Below are 495 nucleotides of genomic sequence, written 5' to 3' on the forward strand. Positions count from 1 at the left end.
CTTCTAAGAGCCTGAACGTCTGTTTTTCAGAATCAATAACTTCAAGAGTTAAAGGAACGCCAACTGCGTAAGAAGGAGCATTAAATCGTGAAACGCTCAGACTGATTTGCTCACCTTGTAGTCGAGCTAGGCCTTTACCAATAATTGGCATGTAGTTTGGAGAAACGACAGTCGTTAAGTTGAACTTATCAACAGTACCGCCCAAGATCATACGAGATTTGATGATCTCTATTTCTGTTGTCGCTGATGATTCTGCTGAAAACAGCTCTCCCATATCACCAACCATCGCTGAAATACCACCTGAACTCTTACTTTCGATTTGGATAAGAGCGTCAGCTTTATAGATAGGTGTTGATAGAATGGCAACGCCGACGCCTATAATCGAAAATAGGACTACGGTACATAGAATGAGCCATTTGGCATCGAGAATGATCCCAAATAACTTTCCCAAATCGATCTCATCGTCGGCTTGACGTGATTGCTTAATAGTTTGTG

At 41.8% G+C, this 495-nt stretch carries 1 protein-coding gene; it reads right to left on the minus strand.

The features are described from left to right. A partial coding sequence (locus IQR33_RS33980) for a Wzz/FepE/Etk N-terminal domain-containing protein (protein ID WP_265575804.1) occupies nucleotides 1–495 on the minus strand: 495 nt, incomplete at both ends.

This window comes from Vibrio sp. OPT46, from assembly GCF_015163535.1.
Classification (GTDB): domain Bacteria; phylum Pseudomonadota; class Gammaproteobacteria; order Enterobacterales; family Vibrionaceae; genus Vibrio; species Vibrio alginolyticus.